The following is a 14956-nucleotide window of genomic DNA, read 5'->3' on the forward strand; positions in this document are numbered from 1 at the left end:
GCCAGGTCATGGTCGGGGCACTCGGCGCGGCGCTGCTGCTGGGCGGGGGGTGCGGCATCCCGGCGTCGTCCGACGTGCGGGTGGACGGCAAGGGCGGGACCGCGACGGAGGCGGGCAGGGACAACGGCCGTCGCAGCGAGCCGCCGACGCGTACGGCCAGCGGCAGCGACATCGACGCGTTCGTGCGCAACTTCCTGGACGCCGCCGCTGGCGAGCCGGACCGGGCCTACGAGCGGGTCAAGCTGTTCGTCGCTCCGGAGCACCAGACCCAACTGAAGGAGAAGAAGGGCAGCGAGGTCGCGCTGAACGTGGTCCGGCTGCGTGAGGCGGTCTTCACCGGCAACAGCGACTCGACCACCACCGTGAAGATCAAGGTGCAACAGCTCGGCCTGCTGCGGGCCAACGGCACCCTGGCCCCGCCGGTGGCGACCGAGACGGGGTACGAGTTCCGGGTGCGCAGCGCGGCGTTCGGCGGTGACGACGAGCGCGCCGGCCTGTACGTCCTCGACCCGCCGAACGTGCTGCTGCTCAGCGACAACGCCCTCCAGCGGTACTACCAGGACGAGTCGATCTACTTCTGGAGTTCCGACGGCAGCCGTCTGGTGCCCGATCAGCGCTATCTGCCGGCGGCGGTACCGGACGAACGCCGGGTCAACGAGGTGGTGAAGTGGCTGGTCGGTGGCCCGTCCGACTGGCTGCGCCCCGGCGTCGTCGGGCTGCCCGACCGCACCGAGCTGGTCAACAACGCCACCGGCGCGAACAACCGGTGGGAGGTCAACCTGGACATGTCCGGTGACGACCAGACCCAGATCGACCGGTTGATCACCCAGCTGGCCTGGTCGCTGGGCGACCTGCGGGGCGAGCTGGCGCTGAGGATCCGCAACAACTCGCTGCCCGTGCAGGATCTGGACGCGCGCCGAAACTCCGACCAGCTCTACCCGATCACAGACGGCCCGCAGCGGTTCGGCGTCTACGAGGGCGCCATCCGCCCGCTCGACTTCGCTGGCGAGCCCAGCGGCGCCGTGCCGCTGTCGGCCGAGGTCAACCGCAACATCGTTTCCGCGGGCCTCGCGCGGGCCGAGGGCCGGATCCTCGCCGCGATGGTGGTGAACAGCGGCAAGGGCCGGCATCGACTCGCGGTGGGCACCGGCCCCGGGCTCAAACGGAGCGGGAACGACTACGCCTCGATCAGCCGTCCGGTCTGGCTGCGCACGGTCGACTCCCGCCCGGGCCGGGGCCTGGTGGTGGCCGACGGCCGGCTCTACCGCTTCGACGAGGACGCCGGGATGTACCAGGTGCCACTCAACCTGCCCACCGCCGAGGTCACCGCGGTGGCCGCATCGCTGGACGGCCAGCGGGTCGCGTTGATCGCCGGCGGCCGGCTCTACGTCGCCGCGGTCAACCTGGACGGCGGCGGGGTCTCCATCGGCCCGCCCCGGGCGCTCGTCACCTCGCTGACCAGCCTCAGCGCCCTGGACTGGAGCGGGGAGGACCGCCTGGTGGTGGCCGGGTCGGCCGGTCAACCGGCGATCTACGGGCTCAGCGTGGACGGGGCCCTGGAGACGCCGCTGAAGACCGACGTGGGTGCCAAGGTCAACCACCTGACGGCGTACCCGACCAACCGCGAGGTGCCGTCACCCAGCGGGGGATACATGTACGAGGCGAACGGGGTGGCCTACCGCAGCAGCCCGTTCGAGCGGATCGAGGCCGCACGGGTACGGGACATCGCTCCACCGCCGGCCGGGCTCCGCCCGAGCAACCCGTCGGCCCCGTTCTTCCTCTACTGACGTCGTGCGCGGGCTCTGGGCCGACCTTGGCGACCTGGTCCTGCCCACCGACTGCGCGGGCTGTCGGGAGCGTCGGCCCGGTCTGCGGCACGGAATCTGCCCGACCTGCGTGACGGCGCTGGGCGCGCTGCGTCCCCGTCCCGTCCGTCCCACGCCCGCCCCACCGGGCCTGCCGCCCTGCGTCGCTCTCGGCCCGTACGCCGGTCCGCTGCGCGAGGCGCTGCTGGCGTACAAGGAGCACGGCCGGCACGGGCTGGCCCGCCCGCTCGGCGCGTTGCTCGCCGAGGTCGTCGCGGCGGCGGTCGGCGGGGCCCGTCCGCTGGCGTTGGTGGCGGTGCCGGACACCGCGGCGGCGGCCCGGGCCCGCTACGGCGACCACCTGGACCGGCTGGCCCGGCACTGCGCGGCGCGGCTGACCCGGGCCGGCTGGCCGGTCCGGGTGCACCGGCCGCTGCGGGCGCTGCCCCGGCCCGACTCGGTGACGCTGGACAGCGCCGGCCGGGCGGCGGCCGCCGAGGCGGCCTTCCGGCCACGTTCCGGTGCTCGGCGCGGGGGCGGCACCTCGGGCGTGGCGCCCGTCGTCGTGTTGTGTTGCTGGACGACATCGTCACCACCGGGGTCACCCTGGCCGCGGCGGCCCGCGTGCTGGCCGCGACCGGGCAGGCGCCGGGCGTCGCCGCGGTGCTCGCGGCAACCGAGAAGAGACGTCATTCGTAACCGTTCGTGTTTCCGTTTCACCCGTTGGTGTATGAGCTGCGAAAAATCACCGGCGGTCTCGGCAACATGGGGTGACTGCCGCACGAACACGAGTTAGCGTTTCGCTGTCGGGGGTAGGAGGTCATTCCCACCCGCCCTCGACGGTGAGAGGAGGCGTAGCCGCACTGACCGGTCGACGCCAGCGGGGCTCCCCAGGGCGCGCGGCCGGGTAAACCGGATCGAAGACCGTCCGAACAAGGGAGGTCACGTGGACATCGTGGTCAAGGGCCGAAACGTCGAAGTGCCGGACCATTACCGGGTGCACGTAGCCGAGAAACTCGCAAAGATCGAACGCTACGACCACAAACTCATTCGTGTCGATGTCGAGCTGTTTCACGAGCGCAATCCGCGCCAGGCCGACCACTGCCAGCGGGTGGAGATCACCTGCGTTTCCCGGGGCCCGGTGATCCGGGCCGAGGCGTGCACGAACGACTTCTACAGCGCGCTCGACGCGGCCATCGCGAAGCTCGACACCCGGCTGCGCCGCGCGGCCGATCGCCGCCGCGTACATCGGGGTCGGCACGCGCCGATCTCCGTCGCCGCCGCCACCGCCGGCCTGCCGGTCGAGGACCTGGTGGCCGCCCCGTTGAGCGGGCCGGGTGACGGGGCCCGGTCCGGCACGGCCCTCGTGGAGCGTGTCGAGGACGAGCACGACGGGCAGCCGTGGCACATCGCCCGGGAGAAGGTGCACCCGGCGGAGCCGATGACCATTGACGACGCGCTCTTCGAGATGGAACTGGTCGGCCACGACTTCTACCTGTTCCAGGACAAGGTGTCCGGCCGCCCCAGCGTCGTCTACCGCCGGCACGCCTACGACTACGGCATCATCTCCCTCGCCATCGACCGGCCCTGACCCAGGTTGATCATGGAGTTGTGGTGGGCGCGGCGACCGCGAAACGGTGCGGACCGCCCACCACGACTCCGTGATCTGTCAGCGGAGGTCGGCGGGTAGCAGGGCGAAGGTCAGGTCGTCGAGGCGGGTGCCGGCCAGGCCGGGGAGCCGGGCACGCTGCAAGGCCTCGCGGTGGAAGCCGACCCGCTCCAGCACACGGTGGGACGCGGTGTTCTCCGGCACGGTGCCGGCGGTCAGCCGAGCGATACCGGCCGGCCCGAACGCCCAGCCGGCGAGCAGCCGGACGGCCCGGGTCGCGTACCCCCGGCCCCGCCAGTCGGGCAGCAACGCGTAGCCCAGCGACGCCTCCCCGCTGGCCACATCCGTGTACGACAACCCGCAACTGCCCGCCGGCTCGCCGGTGGCCAGGTCGGTGATCAGCAGTCGGGCGATGTCGCCGGTCAGCCACCCGCTCTCCGCGAGCCGACAGCGCCGCTCGATCGCGGCCCGTTCCGGCGGCACCGGTGGCGCCTGGTTCGCCACCACCTCGGGTCGGCTGTGCAGCCGGTACATCAGCTCGGCGTCGTCCGGGGCGAGTCGGCGCAGCGCCACCACCTGGTCGGTGAGCACCCCGCCGGGCAGGTCGGGCAGCAGCCGGGCGGTCGGCCCGGGCGGGTCGCCGGCGAGGCGTACCCAGGCCAGCAGGTCGTGCCGGCCGTCGCCCCGGCTCGGGCCGGCCGACCGGCGTACCCCCTCGTACCGGAAGCCGGCGGCCAGCGCGACCCGTTGGCTGGGCCCGTTCTCCGGATCGGTGAGCAACTCCAGCCGGACCGTCCCGGTGGCGAACGCGTGCTCGCTCAGCGCTCGGGTGGCGGCTGCGGCCACCCCTCGCCCGCGCGCCTCCGGCCGCACCCAGTAGCCGATCTCAGCCTGACCCCGGTCGGGCACCGGGTAGCTCAGCCCGATCCCGCCGAGCAGCCGGTCGGTGGCCGGGTCCGCGACCGCGTACGCCGCGCCGCCCCCGGTCCAGGCCGCCGGGGCACCCGAGCCGATCCACCAGCGGGCGTCGGTTTCGGTGTACGGCGCCGGCAGGCTCGGCACGAACCGCTGGCTCACCGGGTCCGCGCAGCCGGCCACCACGTCGGCGGCGTCATCCGCGCGGAACGGGCGCAGCCGTACCCCGTGCGCCTCGACGACCTGCTGCGGCATCACGTCAGGTCCTCAGGGAGCAGTGCGGCCACCCAGGCGTCGATCCGCTCGCCCCGGTGCTGCACCCCGCCCCGGGCGGTCCCCTCGAAGGCGAAGCCCGCCTTCTCGGCCACCCGGCGGGAGGCGGTGTTGCCCACGTTCGCTCTCCACTCGATCCGGGCCAGGCCCAGCGTGGTGAAGCCCCACGCGCTCAGCGCGGCCAGCGCGACCGGCATGTAACCCCGGCCGCGGGCCGCCGGGGCGGTCATGAAGCCCACGTCCGCCAGCAGCGGATCCGCGGGGGAGAGCCGCAGGTCGACCGAGCCGGCGTACCGGTCGTCCGGGTCGGCGAGCACGTAGCAGGCGGCGTCTCCCCGGGCCCAGGCCTCCTGGCTGAAGCCGCGGTACCACTGCGCGTCGGCGTGCTCGTACGGGTCCGGCACGGTGGTCCAGCGGACGGTCTCCGGGTCGCGGCAGGTCTCCACGACGGCGTCCAGGTCCTGCTCCTCCATCGGGCGCAGCCGCAGCTCGCCAGGCCGGGCAGTGGCGAACAGGGTGGGCTGCGGGCGGCCGAACACGGCGGCCCGTCGGGCGGCCAGCGTGCCGGGTCCGGCCGGCCCGGTCGAACCCGGCGCCGGCACCTCACCGGGCAACAGCGACCCGATCCAGCCGTCCGCGCCGCCCTCCGGCGCCGGGTCGGCCAACCGCAGCCGGCCGTCGATCCGGAACCCGGCGCGGAGCGCGACCAGTCGGGAGGCGTGATTGCCCACCTCGGCCTGCCAGATCAGCCGGCGCAACCCCCGCGTGCCGAAGGACCAGCGGGCCACCGCCCGGGCGGCCCGCACGGTCACGCCTCGACCGTGCGCCCACGGGGCCGTCCAGTAGCCGATCTCACCGGTGCCGCCGGCGTCGATGGAGACCAGCCCGCACGAGCCGAGGAGGTCGCCGGTGGCCGGGTCGCACACCGCGAACGGCGCGCCCGTGCCCTCCGCCCAGGCCCGTCCGCTCAGGTCGCTGACGAATCCGTGCGCGTGTTCCGGTCGGTACGGGCGGGGTACGGTGGTCCAGCGCTGGATGTCCGGGTCCTGGCAGGCACGGTGCACCGCGTCGGCGTCGCTGCTTCGCCAGGGCCGCAACAGCAGGCCGTCCTCGTTGATCTCCACAGGCTCCACCAGTGCATCGTGCCGGAACGTTCGCCAACGGCGTAACCGGATAACGTCCGGTCCGCACCCGGCACGCGAGTTATGTCGGGTTCGGCGGGGTGGACCACCGCCACCAGTGACCATCGCGCCGATGGAGCGCCTACGATGGTTCGAGACTGTCTAGGGGAGCGTTGATCCGTGTCGATTCTGGAAAAGGTCCTTAACGCGGGCGAGGGCCGCATGGTGCGCCGGCTCAAGGCCATCGCCGCCGCCGTCAGCTCGATCGAGGACGACTACGTCAACCTCACCGACGAGGAGCTGCGCGGCATGACCGAGCAGTTCCGCGAGCGGCTCGCCGACGGCGAGACCCTCGACGACCTGCTGCCGGAGGCGTTCGCGGTGGCCCGCGAGGCGGCCGCACGGGTGCTCGGCCAGCGGCCGTACGACGTCCAGGTGATGGGCGGCGCGGCGCTGCACTTCGGCAACATCGCCGAGATGAAGACCGGTGAGGGTAAGACGCTGACCTCGGTCATGGCGGTCTACCTCAACGCGCTCTCCGGCGACGGCGTGCACGTGGTCACCGTCAACGACTACCTCGCCCAGCGCGACGCGGCCTGGATGGGTCGGGTGCACGAGTTTCTCGGGCTGACCGTCGGCGTGGTGCTGCCCAACCGGCCGGCCAGCGAGCACAAGGCCGCGTACGAGTGCGACATCACCTACGGCACCAACAACGAGTTCGGCTTCGACTACCTGCGCGACAACATGGCCTGGTCGAGGGACGAACTGGTCCAGCGAGGTCACAACTTCGCAGTGGTCGACGAGGTCGACTCGATCCTGATCGACGAGGCGCGTACCCCGCTGATCATCTCCGGCCCGGCCGAGCACTCGGCCCGCTGGTACGGCGAGTTCGCCGGCGTGGTGGCCCGGCTCCAGCCCGGCACCGACGGCGAGGGCGACTACGAGGTCGACCACTCCAAGCGCACCATCGCGGTCACCGAGCGCGGCGTCGCCAAGGTCGAGGACCGGCTCGGCATCGACAACCTGTACGAGTCGGTGAACACTCCGCTGGTCGGCTACCTGAACAACGCCATCAAGGCGAAGGAGCTGTACAAGCGCGACAAGGACTACATCGTCAGCGACGGTGAGGTCCTGATCGTCGACGAGTTCACCGGTCGCATCCTGCACGGCCGTCGCTACAACGAGGGCATGCACCAGGCGATCGAGGCCAAGGAGGGGGTGGAGATCAAGCAGGAGAACCAGACCCTGGCCACCATCACCCTCCAGAACTACTTCCGCCTCTACAACAAGCTGTCCGGGATGACCGGTACGGCGCAGACCGAGGCGAGCGAGTTCAACAAGGTCTACAAGGTCGGCGTCGTGAGCATCCCGACCCACCGCCCGATGGTCCGCGAGGACCGGCCCGACGTCATCTACAAGACCGAGAAGGCCAAGTTCAACGCGGTCATCGAGGACATCGCCGAGCGGCACCAGATGGGCCAGCCGGTGCTCGTCGGCACCGTCTCGGTGGAAAACTCCGAGATCCTCTCCCAGTTGCTGCGCCGACGGGGCATCCCGCACAACGTGCTGAACGCCAAGTTCCACGCGCGGGAGGCCGAGATCGTCGCCCAGGCAGGGCGCAAGGGCGCGGTCACCGTGGCCACCAACATGGCCGGCCGTGGCACGGACATCCTGCTCGGCGGCAACGCCGAGTTCCTCGCCGCGAACGAGCTGCGCCAGCGCGGCCTCGACCCGCTGGAGAACGAGGAGGAGTACGCCAAGGCGATGGAGGAGGTCCTGCCCACGTGGAAGCAGGCCTGCGACGCCGAGGCGGACGAGGTCACCGCCGCCGGGGGACTGTACGTGCTGGGCACCGAGCGGCACGAGTCCCGGCGGATCGACAACCAGCTGCGCGGTCGCGCCGGCCGGCAGGGTGACCCCGGCGAGTCCCGCTTCTACCTGTCGCTGCAGGACGAGCTGATGCGGCGCTTCCGGGCCGGCGCGGTCGAGGCGGTGATGGAGCGCTTCAACATCCCGGAGGACGTGCCCATCGAGTCGAAGATGGTCACCCGCCAGATCAAGAGCGCCCAGGCCCAGATCGAGGGCCAGAACGCGGAGATCCGCAAGAACGTGCTCAAGTACGACGAGGTGCTCAACAAGCAGCGCCAGGTCGTCTACGCCGAGCGGTTGCGGGTGCTCAACGGCGAGGACCTCTCCGACCAGGTCCGCAACATGATCGACGACACCGTCGAGGCGTACGTGCGGGGTGCCACCTCCGAGGGCTACGGCGAGGACTGGGACCTTGAGCAGCTCTGGTCCAGCCTCAAGCAGCTCTACCCGGTCGGCGTGACGATCGAGGAGCTGGAGGAGGAGGCCGGCGGTTCCCGGGCCGGCATGGACGCCGACTTCCTGGTCGCCCGCCTCAAGGAGGACGCGCACGCCGCGTACGACCGGCGCGAGGAGCAGCTCGGCACCGAGGGGGTGCGCCAGCTCGAGCGGATGGTGCTGCTCCAGGTGATCGACCGCAAGTGGCGCGAGCACCTCTACGAGATGGACTACCTCCAGGAGGGCATCAACCTCCGGGCGTACGCCCAGCGCGACCCCGTGGTGGAGTACCAGCGCGAGGGCTTCGACATGTTCGCCACCATGATGGACGGCATCAAGGAGGAGACGGTCGGCTTCCTCTACAACGTCGACGTCCAGGTGACCGAGCCGGAGCCGGCCGCGGAGTCGGAGGAGGTCACGCTGCTCGACAAGCCGGTCGAGATCCGGGCGAAGGGCCTCAACCGCGCGCCGCAGCGGCAGGGCCTGCAATACTCCGCCCCCACCATCGACGGTGAGTCCAGCCCTGGTGCGGTGGCTGTCGAGCAGGCCGAGCAGCAGGCCCCGGCGCTCGGTGTGGGTCGACCGGCCCCGGGTGCCCCGGCGGCGCCGGGGCGGACGGCTCCGTCGGCTCCGCAGCGGCCGGCTTCCGGGCTGCGCGGCCCGGCGGTCCCGTCGGCCGCCGCCCGACGGCCCGCGCCGAACCAGGCGGAGGCCAGCAACGGCCCGTCCCGCAACGCGCCGTGCCCGTGTGGCTCGGGCCGCAAGTACAAGCGCTGCCACGGCGCCCCCAACGGCGGCTGACCGACAGCACCTCGACGGGCCCCGGCCAACCGGCCGGGGCCTGTTCGTGTCCCCGGACCCCGCGTGTGCCCGTCCGGCGCGCCATGGCTCGGCTTCCCGGGGCGACCTGTTCCTGATGAGCGTTATACCTGTGAGTCATATCTATGACTCACAGGTATAGCCCTCTTTCGGCACACGCCTGCCGGACGGTGGCCACGGAAAAGTCGGGTGTCAGCAGTCTGCCGACGACCCGATTTCCGGTAAACCGGGGCGATCATCTGGTCTGTAGCCCGTGGCCGGCGGCACGCAGGCAGGCGCCGGCCTGCGCGCGTGCGGTCCCGAGGCGTCGCGGTGTCGGAGGTGCGGGTCAGAGGACCTGGAGGGCGGTGCAGAGCCAGCGGCCCCGGAGGTGTTCCAGGCGCAGCGCCATCGCCCAGCTGTGGCCGCCCGCGCCGGTGAGCACCGCGGCAGCATCTACCGCGGCCTCCCGGGGCTCACAGGCTCGCAGCCGGCGCAGCCGGACCACCGGTCGCTCGGCACGGCGGCGGGAAATCCCGGCTCGCCCCGGCTGCCCGACCCTCTCGGCGGCACCGACTCGCCCCTCAACACCGACTCGCCCCTCAACACCGGCCCGCCCGGAGACGCTGGCCCGCCGGGACCCATCGGTCCGCCCGGAGGCATCGGTCCGCCCGGAGGCAGCGTCCGAGCCGGAGGCGGTGGCCCGGGCTCGCCTTGTGGCGCGGGCCAGCTCGGTGAGCAGGTCACCGGCCCGGGCCGGGTCGAGCAGGGGTCGCAACTGCGCCGGCGAGCGGTAGCCGTTGACCACCTCCAGGCAGGTGTCGACGAAGCGGTGCGCGACCCGGATCGACTCCGGGGTGGTCGCCGGCGGCGAGGGCGGAACCGGGTGGATGCCGGGCCGCGCCGGCACCCGGCGGAGGGCGGCGCGGCGGTCCGGCGGCCGGACCGGGTCCGGCCTGGTCGAGGCGAACAGGTCGAGGGCGAGCTGGCCGTGGGTCGGTGGCCAGTACGCCCCGTCGGCCTCGTCGGCGTACGGAGGGTCGATGGGCGGGACGGGGCGCAGCCGCACGGGTGGCCGGGACGGACCGGATCGCGATTCACTCATCGCTGCCCCTTCTGATCTTGCGTTTGCCTTCGTTTGCCTTCGACTCACTCAACTCCGGGCCATGGAACGGCCTCGGTCAATGGCACAGCGGATAGCGGTGGCTACTCGGTGTCGCGGTCGACGAGCGGGTTGCCGCGGACCCAGTCGGCGGTCTCGGCGTACTTGTGCGCGATGTACTCCTCCAGCCGCGCGCGCTCGACCCGCCACTGGCCACGACCACCGATCTTGATCGCCGGCAGCTCCCCGCTGCGCACCATGTGGTAGACCTGCGAGTCCGACACGTTCAGCTCGGCGGCGACGTCGGAGAGCAGCAGGAACCTCGGCTCCACAGGAACTCCCGGGGTTGTTGTCGTTTGCCTCAGTTTGCCATCGACAGCCCGGACCGCCCAGCACCCCTACGGCCCGGCGACGAACCAGGCGCGGCGGGACACACCGGCGGGGAACTTCCACCGGCTGGATGCGAGGTGTATGACGGTCACGGCGTGCGGCATGATCTGCGCCCGTGCCGGCGGCCGCCGGTGGAGGACTGAGCGGGGAGACGACCGGTGACCGACGAGCTTGTCCGGGTGTACGTGCCGGCGACCGTACCGATGCTGGCCCACCTGCGTGAGCAGGGGCTGACCGCCGACCAGGCGCACGCGGTGACCCCGGCGCTGCGCGAGTGGTACGCCGAGGGCGATGAGGAGGAGTTGGAGTACGTCGCGTTCACCCGGGCCGCCCAGGACGCGCTGCACCTGCTCCGCGCCGATCCGGCCGCGCCCCGCCGCCGGGTCGTCATCTCGGCCGACCTGCCGCGCGCCGCGCTCGGGCGCGGTGATGGTGAGCTGGGTTCCAGCACGGTGACGTTGGCCGACGCGGTGCCGGCGGGCGCCGTCGCGGCGATCCACGTGGACGGCACGGACGCGGTCGAGGAGGTCGCCGCCGCGGCCGACGTGGTGGCCGAGGCCGCCGCCGGTGACCCGGACGCCCAGTTCACCGTCGACGGCGCCGAGGACCACGAGCTGGAGTGGTACGACGTGAGCGAGCTGGACCAGCTGCTCCGGTCCGCCGGCTGAGCCGGACGCCGGCCGGGGTCAGCGGGCCCGGTCCACCTCGGCCGGGTCCGCGTCGTCCGCGTCGGCGTCCAGTGCGGGGGAGTCGTCGGCCGCAACGGGTTCGTCGTCGGGCCGAGCCGGGCCGAGCGTGCGGCCGAACGCGATGAGCGCGGTCAGCGCGCCCACGAAGAGCACCCAGATGCCGTTGTCCACCCGCGAGGTGCCCAGCGAGGTCTGCGCCACCGCGTCCGCCTCGCTCAGCGCGCCGGCCAGGTCGAGCAGCGACCGTCCACCGATCCGGATGATCACCTCGGCGAGCAGCAGGAGCAGCCCCGGCCCTGCCCCGGCGAGCAGGTACGCGGGCCAGCGCAGCGCCGGCGTGCCGGGATCGCGCCGCACGGCCTGTCGTCGTGCCCAGCGCAGGTAGCCGAAGGCGAGCAGCCCGGCCAGTAGGCCGGCGGCGAGCGACTCGGTGCGCGACACCCACTTCGCCGCGTTGACCAGCGACTCCTGGCTGTCGCCCGCGCCGAAGAGGTCGAAGAGCGGGTCCCGGGCGCGGCTGAACACGACCACGAAGACCAGAGTGCCCAGCGCGGCGGCCGTCGCCGCGCCGACCGCCGGTGCCGTCCGCGCGCCGGCCACCGCGCCACCGATGATCGCCGCAGCCGCGGTGGTGCCCGCGATCACGTTGGTGGTCGAGGTGTCGAAGTAGGTGAGGTTGATCGCGAGCGCGGCGGCCAGGCCGACCACCATCCCCGCCCCGATCGCGCCGACGAAGCGCAGGGTGACCCCGTCGCCGTACCGGCGGGACAGCAGGTTGCCGAAGGCCAGGGCGACGGCCGCCCCGGCGACCAGCGCGGCGGAGATCACGCCGGGCAGGGCGAACGCGGAGAGGCTGATCGCGGTGACCCCGGCCGCCGACGAGGCGATGGCCTCCCGGGTCGACCAGAGCATGGCGGCCAGCCAGCCGAGCGCCAGCAGCGCGAGCACGGCGGCGCCGGGCGCGGCCACGGGCCGACCGCTGGGGATGGCCGGGTCGACCGCCGGCTCGTCCGACTCCGCGGCCGGGACGCGGCCGGGCTGCTTGGTCATCGTCTCCCCTTCGAGGCGGCAGGTCACCGACCATTCAGGGTACGCGGGCCCGATGGACCTTCCGCCGTCACGGGACGGCCGCGACCGGTGCCGACCGGCCCGGCTCACGCCGGACGGGTGCCCGCTGTCCGGGCCGGCTCACCCGCCCGCGTCTCATCGGTAAGGAGAGGAGGGGTGGGGCGGTCCTTGGCGGGACGGCGGTGGTGGAGGTGAGGCGGGCACCCCAGCATGGAAGAATCGTGGGAGGTCCCGCCGCAGCTCGGCCCTCCCGTGCGGCGTCCGGTGTTCGACCGTCCGGTCGGTGCCCGCGGGTCCGGTTTCGCCACCGCTGTCGAGATCGCCAGGAGCCTTGATGGATGCCGTGTTCTCCGTACCCGAGCCGCGCAACGAGCCGGTTCGCAACTACGAGCCGGGCAGCCCCGACCGGGACCGGCTCCAGCGGCGGCTGACCGAGCTCGCCGCCGAGCGGATCGACCTGCCGATGACCATCGGCGGCGAGCAGCGGATGGCCGCCGGCGACCCGATCAACGTCGTGCAGCCGCACAAGCACGCGCACGTGCTCGGTGTGACGGCGCACGCCACCCACGACGACGCCCGCGCCGCGATCAAGGCGGCCAAGGACGCCGCCCCGATGTGGCGGGCGCTGCCGTTCGAGGAGCGCGCCGCGATCTTCCTGCGCGCCGCCGAGCTGCTCGCCGGCCCGTGGCGGGACACGCTCAACGCCGCCACCATGCTCGGGCAGTCGAAGACCGCGATCCAGGCGGAGATCGACGCGGCCTGCGAGTTCATCGACTTCCTCCGGTTCAACGTGCACTTCGCCCGGCGCCTGCTCGAGGAGCAGCCCAGCTCCTCGCCCGGCGTCTGGAACCGCTTGGACCACCGCCCGCTGGAGGGCTTCGTCTACGCGGTCACCCCGTTCAACTTCACCGCCATCGCCGGCAACCTGCCCTCGGCACCGGCGCTGCTCGGCAACACGGTGATCTGGAAGCCGGGCCCGACCCAGCAGTTCGCCGCGCACTTCACCATGCGGCTGTTCGAGGCCGCCGGCCTGCCGCCCGGCGTGATCAACATGGTCACCGGCCGGGGCGAGGAGGTCTCGGACGTCGTGCTCGCCGACCCGGACCTGGCCGGCATCCACTTCACCGGTTCGACCAAGGTCTTCCAGCAGCTGTGGCGGACCGTCGGCGACAACATCTCCCGCTACCGGGGCTACCCCCGTCTGGTCGGCGAGACCGGCGGCAAGGACTTCGTGGTCGCGCACACCAGCGCCGACGTGGACGCCCTGCACACCGCGCTGATCCGCGGCGCCTACGAGTACCAGGGCCAGAAGTGCTCGGCGGCCTCGCGGGCGTACGTGCCGCGGTCGCTCTGGGAGGGTGGCCTGCGGGACCGGCTGGCAGCCACCGCCGACTCGCTCACCTACGGCGACGTGGCCGACTTCAGCAACTTCGGTGGCGCGGTGATCGACGACAAGGCGTTCTCGCGGCACACCGCCGCGCTGGAGCTGATCGCCGGTGACGACACCTGCCGGGTGCTGGCCGGCGGCACCGCCGACGACTCGGTCGGGTACTTCGTCCGGCCGACGCTCTTCGAGTGCAGCGACGCCGCCCACGAGACCTTCACCACCGAGTACTTCGGGCCGATCCTGGGCGTGCACGTCTTCGACGATGCCCGTTTCGACGACGTGGTCGCGCAGGCCGAGTCGATCGCCCCGTACGCGCTGACCGGGTCGGTTTTCGCCACCGACCGTCGGGTGGTCGACGCGGTCGGTGAGCGGATGCGGTACGCGGCCGGCAACTTCTACATCAACGACAAGCCCACCGGCGCGGTCGTCGGGCAGCAGCCCTTTGGTGGCGCCCGGGCCAGCGGCACCAACGACAAGGCGGGGTCCTGGCTCAACCTGGTGCGCTGGGTGTCGCCGCGGACGATCAAGGAGACCTTCGTGCCGCCGACCGACCACACGTACCCCCACATGGGCTGAGAGGCGGTCGACCGCCGGCGGCGCGCGTGGCGCTGCCGCCGGCGGTAGCCTGGCCGGGGTGACGCACCCCACCCCCGCGCCCGACCCTCGCTTCGGCGAGCAGGGCGGCCTGCTCACCTACAGCGACTACCTTCGGTTGGCCGACCTGCTCGCCGCGCAGGTGCCGAAGTCCGACCCGGCCTCCCACGACGAACTGCTCTTCATCACCATCCACCAGGTGTACGAGCTGTGGTTCAAGCTGCTGCTCGCCGAGCTGTCCGACGCCCGGGACCGCATGCTGGCCGGCGAGACCTACCTGCCCCGGGTGCGGCTGGAACGCTGCCACGTGGTGGAGCGGGTGCTGGTCGGCCAGGTCGACGTGATCGACACGATGACGCCGCAGGACTTCCTGGCCTTCCGCACCAAGCTCGCCCCGGCCAGCGGGTTCCAGTCGGTGCAGTTCCGGGAGATCGAGTTCCTCTCCGGGCTCAAGGACCCGGATTTCCTGCACCGGTTCCGCCGGTTGCCGCCGGCCGAACGGGACCGACTGGAACGGCGACTGGTCGAGCCGAGCCTCTGGGACGGCTTCCTGGCCGTGCTCGCCCGGGCCGGGTTCCCGGTCGGCGACGCCGAGGCGCGCTTCGCGGCGTACGCCAGGATCGCCGCGGACCGGGAGCGGTTCGGGCCGCTCTGGGACCTCGCGGAGGCGCTGGTCGCCCACGATCAGGCATTTTCCCTGTGGCGAGCCCGGCACGTGCTGATGGCCGAGCGGCAGATCGGCACCAAGCCGGGCACCGGCGGGTCGGCGGGCGGCGCCTACCTGCGGTCCCGGGTGGAGACGCGCTTCTATCCGGAGTTGTGGGAGCTGCGCAGCCGGCTCTGACCGGGTCGGCGCGACCGGTCCGCGCAATCCATCGATAGTCCTCAATGGACTGTCTGC

General features: G+C 72.5%; 11 protein-coding genes and 1 pseudogene. 7 read left to right on the plus strand and 5 right to left on the minus strand.

All coding sequences use genetic code 11. The features are described from left to right. Positions 1–8: 8 nt before the first annotated feature. The 3 genes and pseudogenes from ACFYPS_RS07825 (at position 9) to hpf (ending at position 3396) form a co-directional block, all read left to right on the plus strand. Entirely contained in the window at positions 9–1787 is a 1779-nt protein-coding gene (locus ACFYPS_RS07825) for an LpqB family beta-propeller domain-containing protein (protein ID WP_387323617.1), read from the plus strand. A 4-nt stretch (positions 1788–1791) separates the two neighbouring features. Then, a pseudogene (locus ACFYPS_RS07830) lies at positions 1792–2504 on the plus strand (ComF family protein). A 247-nt stretch (positions 2505–2751) separates the two neighbouring features. Further along, positions 2752–3396, plus strand: a complete 645-nt coding sequence (gene hpf / locus ACFYPS_RS07835; protein ID WP_387323449.1) for a ribosome hibernation-promoting factor, HPF/YfiA family — start codon at positions 2752–2754, stop codon at positions 3394–3396. 78 nt (positions 3397–3474) lie between these two features. On the opposite strand, the gene ACFYPS_RS07840 is transcribed toward hpf, so the two are convergent. Both ACFYPS_RS07840 and ACFYPS_RS07845 read right to left on the minus strand, forming a co-directional pair. Next, a complete protein-coding gene (locus ACFYPS_RS07840; protein WP_387323452.1) occupies positions 3475–4584 on the minus strand; it encodes a GNAT family N-acetyltransferase in 1110 nt (369 codons plus the stop codon). Continuing rightward, positions 4584–5735, minus strand: coding sequence for a GNAT family N-acetyltransferase (locus tag ACFYPS_RS07845; protein ID WP_387323455.1), 1152 nt, complete (start codon positions 5733–5735; stop codon positions 4584–4586). The genes ACFYPS_RS07840 and ACFYPS_RS07845 overlap by 1 nt, the downstream gene beginning before the upstream one ends. 168 nt (positions 5736–5903) lie before the next feature. On the opposite strand from ACFYPS_RS07845, the gene secA reads away from it, so the two are divergent. Then, complete coding sequence (secA, locus tag ACFYPS_RS07850; RefSeq protein ID WP_387323458.1) at positions 5904–8828, plus strand: preprotein translocase subunit SecA; 2925 nt, start codon at positions 5904–5906, stop codon at positions 8826–8828. 346 nt (positions 8829–9174) lie between these two features. Here secA and ACFYPS_RS07855 read toward each other — a convergent pair whose 3' ends face one another. Continuing rightward, positions 9175–9930: an Rv3235 family protein gene (locus ACFYPS_RS07855; protein ID WP_387323461.1), complete on the minus strand. Its 756-nt coding sequence runs from the start codon at positions 9928–9930 to the stop codon at positions 9175–9177. Positions 9931–10031: 101 nt separating this feature from the next. After that, positions 10032–10259, minus strand: coding sequence for a helix-turn-helix domain-containing protein (locus tag ACFYPS_RS07860; RefSeq protein ID WP_354962800.1), 228 nt, complete (start codon positions 10257–10259; stop codon positions 10032–10034). A gap of 216 nt (positions 10260–10475) precedes the next feature. Between ACFYPS_RS07860 and ACFYPS_RS07865 the strand changes: the two genes are divergently transcribed. Continuing rightward, entirely contained in the window at positions 10476–10985 is a 510-nt protein-coding gene (locus ACFYPS_RS07865) for a DUF6912 family protein (RefSeq protein ID WP_387323466.1), read from the plus strand. A gap of 18 nt (positions 10986–11003) precedes the next feature. Here the strand turns inward: ACFYPS_RS07865 and ACFYPS_RS07870 are convergent, their stop codons facing one another. Then, positions 11004–12056, minus strand: a complete 1053-nt coding sequence (locus ACFYPS_RS07870) for a hypothetical protein (RefSeq protein WP_387323469.1) — start codon at positions 12054–12056, stop codon at positions 11004–11006. A 352-nt stretch (positions 12057–12408) separates the two neighbouring features. Here ACFYPS_RS07870 and pruA point away from each other — a divergent pair, with 352 nt between their 5' ends. Together pruA and ACFYPS_RS07880 are read left to right on the plus strand one after the other, a co-directional pair. After that, on the plus strand, positions 12409–14037 hold the full coding sequence (pruA, locus tag ACFYPS_RS07875) for an L-glutamate gamma-semialdehyde dehydrogenase (protein ID WP_387323472.1): 1629 nt from the start codon (positions 12409–12411) through the stop codon (positions 14035–14037). A gap of 58 nt (positions 14038–14095) precedes the next feature. After that, positions 14096–14899: a tryptophan 2,3-dioxygenase gene (locus ACFYPS_RS07880; protein ID WP_387323475.1), complete on the plus strand. Its 804-nt coding sequence runs from the start codon at positions 14096–14098 to the stop codon at positions 14897–14899. Positions 14900–14956 lie beyond the last annotated feature (57 nt).

Source organism: Micromonospora sp. NPDC005087, from assembly GCF_042872965.1.
In the GTDB taxonomy this organism is placed as follows: Bacteria; Actinomycetota; Actinomycetes; order Mycobacteriales; family Micromonosporaceae; genus Micromonospora.

Coding starts and splice junctions, on each gene's coding strand:
- ACFYPS_RS07825 (WP_387323617.1), top strand. CDS start 9: ATGGTCGGGGCACTCGGCGCGGCGCTGCTGCTGGGCGGGGGGTGCGGC.
- ACFYPS_RS07840 (WP_387323452.1), bottom strand. CDS start 4,584: ATGCCGCAGCAGGTCGTCGAGGCGCACGGGGTACGGCTGCGCCCGTTC.
- ACFYPS_RS07855 (WP_387323461.1), bottom strand. CDS start 9,930: ATGAGTGAATCGCGATCCGGTCCGTCCCGGCCACCCGTGCGGCTGCGC.
- ACFYPS_RS07870 (WP_387323469.1), bottom strand. CDS start 12,056: ATGACCAAGCAGCCCGGCCGCGTCCCGGCCGCGGAGTCGGACGAGCCG.
- pruA (WP_387323472.1), top strand. CDS start 12,409: ATGGATGCCGTGTTCTCCGTACCCGAGCCGCGCAACGAGCCGGTTCGC.